The sequence below is a fragment of the Streptomyces sp. NRRL F-4489 genome, from assembly GCF_001509485.1.
Taxonomy (GTDB): domain Bacteria; phylum Actinomycetota; class Actinomycetes; order Streptomycetales; family Streptomycetaceae; genus Streptomyces.
In genome coordinates, this window is sequence record NZ_LLZI01000073.1 from 1 (window position 1) to 8438 (window position 8438).

Below are 8438 nucleotides of genomic sequence, written 5' to 3' on the forward strand. Positions count from 1 at the left end.
GTGGAAGCGGGGGGTGCGGATGCGGGGCGGACGGAAGGGGGGTGTGCGCGTACGGGTACGAGTACGGGTGCGGATCCGGGTGCGGGAGTAGGGCGTACGGGCGCGGGGTGTGTGCGTTACGGGTGTGTGCGTTACGGGCGGGTGGAGGCGGGGCGTGCGGGCGCGGGGCGTGTGGTGGCGTGGCGGAGGGCCAGGGCCGCCAGTGCCTCAGGCGCGCCGGCCTGGCCGCGGATGCCGGGGAAGGCGTTGACGTCCACGATCAGCGGGGTGCCGTCGCCGGCGTCGAGCAGGTCCACCCCGTAGACCTCCAGGCCGAAGACCTCGCCGGCGCGCAGGGCGGCGGCGGTCCAGGCGGCGGGGAGGGCGGAGACGGGGAGGGGGGTGTTCGGGCCGCGGCCGCCGGGGGAGAGTTCGGAGCGGCGCCGGGCGGCGAAGAGCTGGCCGTCGACGATCCACAGCTTGTGGTCCCAGCCGTCGTTGGCGGTGAACCGCTGGAGGATCACGGGCTCGCCGGGCCGGGTGGCGGCGAGTTCGCCCAGTTCGGCGGGGGTGTCGACGCGCGCGACGAGGTCGCCGCGGCGGCTGTGCCGGCTCTTGAGGACGAGGGGGAAGGGGAGATCCGGGGGGAGTGTGCCGCTAGGGGCTGTGGCGGCACCGTTGGCACCGGGGGCCAGGGCGGCACCGGGCGCCAGGGTCGTTTCGTGGACGGTCGCGGCGAACGGCAGGCCGGCCGCGCGGGCCGTCTCCGCCATGGCCGCGCGGTCCTGGCAACCAGCCGTGGCCGCCGCACTGTTGACGACCGGCGCTCCGGCGGCCTCCAGCCGGGCGGCCAGGGCCAGGGCCGGTGGCGTACGGGCCTTGAGGAGGTAGACGTCGGCGCGGGGGGCGCACGAAGCGTGGGGCGCGTCCGGACCCGTAGGCTCGCCTGCCGCCGCGAGGCCCCTCGCCGTCGCGTGCTCCCCCGGCGCTACGCGATCCCCCGCCGCCGCCCGCCCGTCCGGCGTCAGGAAGCCGACCCGGTGGCCGCGGCCGCGCAGCAGGCCGGCGGTCGCCGTGAGCAGCGGGTGCCCGGGGTCGGCGCTGATGATCCCGACCCGTATGGCGCGGCCCGTCACAGGGCGCCCCCGACCGCCTCGGCCGCCGGGCGGAGCCAGCGCTGGTGGCCGATGAACGGCAGGGCCGGCGCGGCGACGCGGTGGTCGCTGCCGTCGCGGGCCAGCCGGAGGACGGCGGCGGAGACCCGCGCCACCGCGTCCGGGACCTGCCGGAAGCTCGGGAAGTCGTTGATGTCGACCACCACCGGGCCGTCCGGCCCCAGCAGCACATCGACGCCGTAGAGGTCGAGGCCGAAGACCGCGCCGACCTCGGTGACGATCCGGGCGACCTCGCGCGGCAGCGGCACCTGCCGTTCCCGTACGGCCTGCCCGGGGTGGAGCGGGGAGCTGCGCTCGGTCGCGTAGAGGTCCCCGGCAATGCTGTAAACCTTCAGGTCTGTGCCGGAGTTGGGGACGTAGGGCTGGGCTATCAGCATGCCGGAGGCAGGGCCGGGGGCGGGTGCGGAGCCGGGGTCCACGGCGGCCGGCTCCCCGCCACCGGGCCCGGGCCCGGACCCGGCCACGCCCGGCTCCCCGCCCCCGGACCCGGCCGCGCCCGGCTCCGCGCCACGGGGCTCCCCGCCAACGAGCCGGGAACCGCCCCCCGCCACCAGCTCCTCCGGCCGCTCCACCAGCCGCACCGCGCGCCCCGAGCTGCCGTCCGCCGGCTTCACCACCAGCGGGAACTCCGCCGCCGGCAGCGCCGCGAACTCCTCGGCGCGCACCGCCGCGTACGTCATCGGCACCGGCAGCCCGCCGGCCCGGCCGATCACCGCGGCGAGCGCTTTGTCCCGTACGCCGCGGATCGCCCGTATGTCGTTGACCGTGGTCAGCCCGGCCGTGGCGGCGGCCTCCAGGAGGGTCAGGCCGGGCCCGCCGGAGACCGTCTTGAGGACCCACGCGGCGTGGCCGCCGGTCCGCACCGCCTCGGACAGTTCGGACATCCGGATCAGCGAACGGCCGGGCCGCAGCACGTCCACCCGGTGGCCCCACGCGCGGAGTTGGCCGATCACGTCCCGCGGCATGCCGTCGTAGCGGTACTGCTCCTCGACCAGGAAGCAGAGACTCGTCGTTGCAGTCGTCGCACTCGTGTATCGCCGCACGTCCACCCGTATCGCCAGCCCGCCCGCCACCTCCGGCGGGCGTCCACCCCGTGCCGCCGTACGTACTCCGTACTCCGTCCGCCCGGCGGGAACATGACGCATCAGGATCCCATGCGGTGATCAGGGCGCCCGCCGTGGCCCGATCGCCGCCCCCGCTCGCTGTGTTTCGGGGACGTTACGCCACCGGGCCGGGGCCGCGCACACGTCGTGACCTGGGACGCCGAACGGGGCGCGGGGGGTTGCGCCACCTGCGCGCATACCGTGCCGAATCCCGCATGTCGAAAGTCTTGTTCCGCTTAATGGCTGGTTCTAGGGTTCGGGCCACCCAGCGCGGCCGGCCCCGGTTCACGGGCCGGCCGCGGCTACGTATGCGGCGAGGGAAGCAGGCGATCGGGTTGGCGAACGAGCGGCGGCAGGGTCAGGAGGCCGGGTCGTCCCGGGGCGAATGTCCGGGCGGCGGGCGGACGGAGGACACCGGGGCGGAGGCCCTGGCGGCGGAGGCCCAGGGGGCAGGCGGTGCTCCTGTGGGTGGTTCACCGGGCTCCGGTGAGCCGGTGGGCGGCGCCCCTGGGGGCGGCGCCCCCGCGGACGCCATACGGGACGGCGGCCGGTCCCGCTTCGGCCGCCGCGGCTTCCTCGCCGGGGTGGCCGGCCTCACCGGCGTAGGCGCCAGCGGCCTGCTCGGCGGTCCGTCCGCCGGCCCCGCGTACGCCGCGGGCGCGACCGCCGCCGGCCCCGCGTCCGTCCGCGCCACCGACCGCCCCGGCGCGCACCCCGGCGCCGCCTCCGCGGCCCACCGCGCGCCCCGACCCGACCAGTTCGGCGGGGACCGGCAGCTGCTCCTCCCGGAGGTGGTGCTGCTGCCGGACGGCCCCGTACGCGACCACGCGGTCCTCATCGAGCGCGGCACCTTCCGGGAGGTCGGCCCGGCCGCCCGTCTGCTGGCCGCCCACCGCAACGGCCCCGCGCCGGTCCGCCTCGACGGCCATCTGCTGATGCCCGGCTTCGTCGATACGCACCACCACCTCACCCAGAGCTTCGGCAAGGCCCAGTCGTTCGGCCAGCCGTCGGAGATCTTCAAGACCGTCTGGGAGCCGCTGGAACACGCGCTGGACGAGGAGACCGCCTACCTCTCCGCGAAACTGGCCGCCCTGGAGGCGCTGCGCGGCGGCTTCACCACCGTCGCCGACGCCGGGACGCGCGCGCCGGTCGATGTGGCGGCGGTCGCCAAGGGCACCGAGGAGGCCGGTATCCGCTGCGTCCTCGGCAAGATCGTCTCGGACGGCACCGGCGGCCCGGCCCATCTGGCGCGCTGGCACGGCCACCCGCTCGTCCACCCGTCGCTGGCCATCGCCGTCCCCGAGGACGCCACCGGCCCGGTCCTCAAGCGGACCGCCGACCTCTGTGCCGAGGCCAAGGTGGTCTTCCAGATCCACGTCAACGAGCATCTGGCGTCCGTGGAACGCTCGTTGAAGAGCGTCGGCCGCCGCCCCGTGGACTACCTCCACCACCTCGGCGCCCTCGGCCCGTACACCCTGGGCGCGCACGCCACCCTGCTCACCCCGACCGAGATGCGGCAGCTCGCCGACTCCGGCGCGGCGATCAGCTACAACCCGGTGGCCAGCGCCTGGAAGGGCAACGCCGTCGCGCACGCCACCATGCTGGCCGCGCTCGGCGTCCGCTTCGGCACCGGGACGGACGGCACCCGCGGTGACGGCTTCCGGCTCATCGACGCCGCCGAGACGGCCCAGCGGCTGGCGTACGGGCTGGCCTCGGGCGACTCGGTGTGCGGCGCGGGGCACCTGTGGCTGGAACACGCCACCGCGGGCGGCGCCGACGCCCTCGGACTGGGCCGCGTCACCGGACAGATCGCCGCCGGCAAGGCCGCCGACTACCTCCTCGTGGACCTGGCCGTCCCCGAACTCACCCCCTCCTACGACCTGCGCTGGGAACTCGTCCGGCTCGCCAACCGCGACCAGATCCGCGCCGTGGTGGTCAACGGCCGCCTCCGCCTCTGGGAGGGCTGGCCGACCGACTGGGACGCGCACGCCCTGGTCGCCCGCGCGGCGGAGGTCGGCCCGAAGGTGGTCGAACGCGCCAAGATCCAGCGGGTGGTGCCGCGGTAGCGGGAGCCGGGGGAACGGGAGCCGGCGAGACAGGAGCCGGCGGGACGGGACCCGGATGGGCGGACGGACGGGGGCGCGCCCGGTGCGAGCGGGCGCGCCCCCGCCGCGTCACTCCGCTACCCGCACGAACCGCCACCGCTGGGCGGGCGACCCCTGATCGGGCTCCACGTGGAGCTGCTCGTCAGAGCGGTTCAGGGTGGCCACCGCGTCCTCGTTCGGCACGTGGATCCGGTACGTGCCCCCGCCCGCCGGCTCGATGGCGAACCGGCTCCAGCTGGCCTCGGAGGCGACGATCGCGTCCCTGTGGCGGGACCAGCTCGCGCCCGGGTGGGTCGTGGAGTTGAGGGTGTAGGCGCCGGGCCCGGCCGGCGTCACCGTCCACTGCTCCTTGAGGTCCTTGCGGTGCGACCCGGTGATGACATAGCTCGGTGGGTCGGTCGGGACGCTGAAGGGCGCGAAGTCCAGCTTCCCGACCTCCGGGTTCTCGCTGACGATCAGATACCGGCCCTCCTGCATCCGCGCCGCGGCGGCCGCCTCGGGTCTGGCGGCCTGGGCCGAACCGGCCAGTGGCGCGAGCGACATGAGCGCGGCGGCGACAGCGGCGAGCAGAGCGTTACGGCGGCGCATCGGGATCCCCCTCCTCGAACTCCCGGCGCGTCCGGGAGAGCACTCTGTGATCACTCTGTGATCTCTCCTCGACCAGCCCTCGTTACTCTCCGCACGCGACCGATTACCTCTTGTGGGTTACGCGTGCGCCCCCGGCTCGTGGGAGCGTTCCGCCCGCTGTCCCGGCTGGCCCGTAGGCGCACCAGGGGCCGCGTCCGACGCGTCCGCCTCGCCCTCTCCCGGCTCTCCCGGCTCTCCCGCCTCCCCCGGCATCCACCGGAAGACCGCGCCCGCCGCGACCGCCACCCCCGCCGCCAGCGACAGCGTCGCCACATGCAGCCCGTCCGTGAACGCGGCCACCACCGCCGTCCGCAGCCCGGCCCCGCCGCCGCCCGGCAGCCCCCGCAGCGCGGCCTGCGCCGCCGCGACGGTCGTGGGCCCGTCCGGCCCGGCCAGCGGCGCCGGGAGCCGGGCGGTGAACACCGCGGCGGTCAGCGTCCCGGTCACCGCGATCCCCAGCGCGCTCCCCAACTCCCGCGTCAGGCTCTGGAGTCCGGAGCCCACCCCGGCCTGCTCCGGGGGCAGCGCGGCCATCATCGCGTGCGAGAGCAGCGGGGTCGCCGTCCCGCAGCCCAGCGCGGTCAGCCCGGCCCCGGCGGCGTACAGCGCGTACGGCGTCCCGGCGTCGGCCGCCGAGACGGTGGCCAGCCCGGCGGCCAGCACGAGCATCCCGCCCGCCACCGCGCCGCGCCGCCCGCACCACCGCTCCAGCAGCAGCCCGCACCGGGGGCCCGCCAGCAGCGCCGCCGCCATCGGCAGCAGCCGCACACCGGCGCCGAACGGCCCGTAGCCCTTGGCGTACTGGAGGTACTGCCCGTTGAGGTAGAACAGCCCGAACATCCCGAGGAACAGCACCGCCATCCCGGCCGCGCCCGCCCGTACGGCGGGGCGGGTGAAGATCCGGGGGTCCAACAGGGGCCGCGCGGAACGGAGTTCCCACCGGGCCCAGCCGGCCAGCAGCAGCCCGGCCGCCGCGAGCGAGCCGAGCACCCAGGGGCTCAGCCAGCCGTCCTGCGGCCCGCTGACGATCCCGTTCAGCAGCGCCAGGAACCCCCCGGTGAACAGGACGGCGGCCATCGGCGCCACCGGCCCCGGATGCCGCTCCGCCCGCGGCGCGACCACGGCGGCCAGCGCCAGCGCCGCCAGCGCCAGGGGCACGACGCACACGAACAGCGCCCGCCAGCTCCCGTACTGGATGGCCGCGCCGCCGCCCACGTTCCCCAGGACGGCGGCGAGTCCGGTCATCGCCGCCCAGACCGCGATCGCGCGCCGCCGCGGCCCGTCCGCCAGGCCGTCCACCAGGAGCGCGAGGGTGTTCGGCAGGACGGCCGCGGCGCCCACGCCGCTCAGCATCCGCCCCGCGATCAGCACCCCGACGTGCGGCGCCAGCGCGCACACCGCCGAACCGGCGACGAACACCGCCATCCCGGCCAGCAGGACGCCCTTGCGGCCGCGCCGGTCGGCCACCGCCCCGGCCGGCACCAGCAGGCAGGCGAAGACCACGACATAGCCGTCCACGACCCACACCACGGCCCCGGCGGACGGGTGCAGCGCCCCGGCGGAGAGGTCCGGGATGGCGAGGTTGACGGCGGACACCATGCCGACGACCAGGGTGACGCAGAGGCACATGGCGCAGGTCAGGAGGGTGCGGGGGCGGGCCCCGGGGTGGGGGGCGGTGGCCGTTCCGGCCCTCGTCGCCTGGTTCGTCCCGGCGCTCGTGGCCTGGTCCGCCCCGCCGTTCATCCCGTCTGCCGTGCCGTCCGCCGCCCCGGACTCCGTCCCGCCGTTCATCCCGCATCCCCCTCCCGCACCCGGTCCATCCGGGCGCGCAGCGTCAGCCGGTCCCCGCGCAGGTGGATGAACTCCAGGTCGGCCGGGCGCCCGTCCGCCAGCCGCGTCAGCCGGTCCACCGCCAGCACCGCGCCGCCGGCCGGCATCGCCAGCACCGCGCAGGTCGCCGGGTCCGCGACCACCGCCCGTACGGACACCTCGGCCGAACCCAGCGGCATCCCGGCCGCGTTCTCGATCAGCTCGAAGACATCGCGGTTCTCCAGCCGCGCCCGGCCCAGCGCCAGCAGCGGCTCGCCCACCTCCGGGATGAGGTACGTGCAGTCCAGCGAGAGCGGTGTCCCGTCCACCCGGCGCAGCCGCTCCAGGTAGACCGCCGGGCTGCCCTCCGGGAGGCCCAGCCGCCGCGCCACCGAGGCGGGCGCCCGCACCGGACGCGCCTCGCGCACCTCGTTGACCACCGTGCCGTAGCGCTGGAGCACCTCGGCCAGCCCGGCCAGTTCGCCGAGCGGATGCTCGTACGCCCGGCCGACGACCACCGTCCCCACGCCGCGCCGCCGCTCCACCAGGCCCTCGTCGCGCAGCAGCCCCAGCGCCTCGCGGACGGTGTTGCGCGAGGTGCCGAACTCCGCGATCAGCGCCCGCTCGTCGGGCAGCACCCCGCCGGGGAACGCCCCGCGCAGCACCTGCCCGCGCAGTACATGCGCCACCCGCCGCGCCCGGTCGGCCCGCGTCGAACCGTCACCGGGGACGCGGCCCCGGCCGTCGCCCGGGGTGCCGGCCACCCCACCGCCCTCCAGGCCACTGCCCTCCGGGCCACCGCCCGCGCACTCACTGCCCGCACCCATCTCCGCCTCCTCACTCACCGCCGCGCACCCGGCCCCCGACGCTAGGCGAGTGGCGTTACGTCCGAGTTACGCCACCCACGCTGACCTGCGCGGATGCCTGACCTGCGGCTTTCGGCGCGCACGCCGGGCCTGCGCCACCGGCATCCGTACGCACCACCGCCGCGCACCGCGCCCCCGTCTGCGCGCACTGGGGACCGTGCGCTACCGACCGTCCCGCCCCTCTCCGCCCCGTTACCGTGACCCCACCGGGCCCGGTGGAGGGACGGAGCGCAGGTCGGAAGAGAGGGCCGCCATGAGCACCAAGTCCGCGCCGTTCGACGAGCTGGACCGCAAGATCGTCGCCGCGCTGATCGAGAACGGCCGGGCCAGCTACGCGGAGATCGGCACCGCCATCGGCCTCTCCCCCACCGCCGTCAAACGCCGGGTGGACCGGCTGCGCGAGAACAACGTGATCACCGGCTTCTCCGCCACCGTCCGCCCGTCCGCCCTGGGCTGGCTCACCGAGGCGTACGTGGAGGTGTACTGCGACAGCGCGGCCCCGCCCCGGCGGCTGGCCGAAGTGGTCCGCAACCACCCGGAGATCGCCGCCGCGATGACCGTCACCGGGGGCGCCGACGCCCTGCTGCACGTCCGGGCCACCGACGTCGAGCACTTCGAGGAAGTCCTCGAACGCATCCGCAGCGAACCGTTCATCCGCAAGACGATCAGCTACATGGTGCTCTCGCATCTGCTCCCCGACAGCCCCGAGGCCGGGGCCCGGCACTCCTCCGATCGGGCCGGGACCGGGGGCGGGACCGGGGGCGGGCGGGGGCC

General features: G+C 76.3%; 7 protein-coding genes. 2 read left to right on the plus strand and 5 right to left on the minus strand.

Translation table 11 applies throughout. From position 1 onward, the window contains the following. Window positions 1-131 precede the first annotated feature (131 nt). Together ADL22_RS08455 and ADL22_RS08460 are read right to left on the minus strand one after the other, a co-directional pair. Window positions 132-1100: an ATP-grasp domain-containing protein gene (locus tag ADL22_RS08455; RefSeq protein ID WP_066975362.1), complete on the minus strand. Its 969-nt coding sequence runs from the start codon at window positions 1098-1100 to the stop codon at window positions 132-134. A gap of 11 nt (window positions 1101-1111) precedes the next feature. Beyond that, window positions 1112-2119 carry an ATP-grasp domain-containing protein gene (locus ADL22_RS08460; protein ID WP_066975353.1) on the minus strand — a complete coding sequence of 336 codons (1008 nt, stop codon included), beginning with the start codon at window positions 2117-2119 and terminating at the stop codon, window positions 1112-1114. A gap of 914 nt (window positions 2120-3033) precedes the next feature. On the opposite strand from ADL22_RS08460, the gene ADL22_RS08465 reads away from it, so the two are divergent. Continuing rightward, window positions 3034-4323: an amidohydrolase family protein gene (locus ADL22_RS08465; protein WP_066975364.1), complete on the plus strand. Its 1290-nt coding sequence runs from the start codon at window positions 3034-3036 to the stop codon at window positions 4321-4323. Window positions 4324-4431: 108 nt separating this feature from the next. Here ADL22_RS08465 and ADL22_RS08470 read toward each other — a convergent pair whose 3' ends face one another. The 3 genes from ADL22_RS08470 to ADL22_RS08480 form a co-directional block, all read right to left on the minus strand. Continuing rightward, on the minus strand, window positions 4432-4950 hold the full coding sequence (locus ADL22_RS08470; protein WP_066975355.1) for an RICIN domain-containing protein: 519 nt from the start codon (window positions 4948-4950) through the stop codon (window positions 4432-4434). A gap of 117 nt (window positions 4951-5067) precedes the next feature. Further along, a complete protein-coding gene (locus tag ADL22_RS08475; protein ID WP_066975357.1) occupies window positions 5068-6780 on the minus strand; it encodes an MFS transporter in 1713 nt (570 codons plus the stop codon). Beyond that, entirely contained in the window at window positions 6777-7625 is an 849-nt protein-coding gene (locus ADL22_RS08480; RefSeq protein WP_079063947.1) for a GntR family transcriptional regulator, read from the minus strand. The genes ADL22_RS08475 and ADL22_RS08480 overlap by 4 nt, the downstream gene beginning before the upstream one ends. 292 nt (window positions 7626-7917) lie before the next feature. Between ADL22_RS08480 and ADL22_RS08485 the strand changes: the two genes are divergently transcribed. Continuing rightward, window positions 7918-8438, plus strand: a 521-nt coding sequence (locus tag ADL22_RS08485; RefSeq protein WP_066975361.1) for an Lrp/AsnC family transcriptional regulator, incomplete at its 3' end; no start/stop codon positions are given.

Excerpts from the sequence above, each read along its gene's own strand:
- ADL22_RS08470 (WP_066975355.1), bottom strand. The coding sequence starts at position 4,950 with ATGCGCCGCCGTAACGCTCTGCTCGCCGCTGTCGCCGCCGCGCTCATG.
- ADL22_RS08475 (WP_066975357.1), bottom strand. The coding sequence starts at position 6,780 with ATGAACGGCGGGACGGAGTCCGGGGCGGCGGACGGCACGGCAGACGGG.
- ADL22_RS08480 (WP_079063947.1), bottom strand. The coding sequence starts at position 7,625 with ATGGGTGCGGGCAGTGAGTGCGCGGGCGGTGGCCCGGAGGGCAGTGGC.
- ADL22_RS08460 (WP_066975353.1), bottom strand. The coding sequence starts at position 2,119 with ATGCCGCGGGACGTGATCGGCCAACTCCGCGCGTGGGGCCACCGGGTG.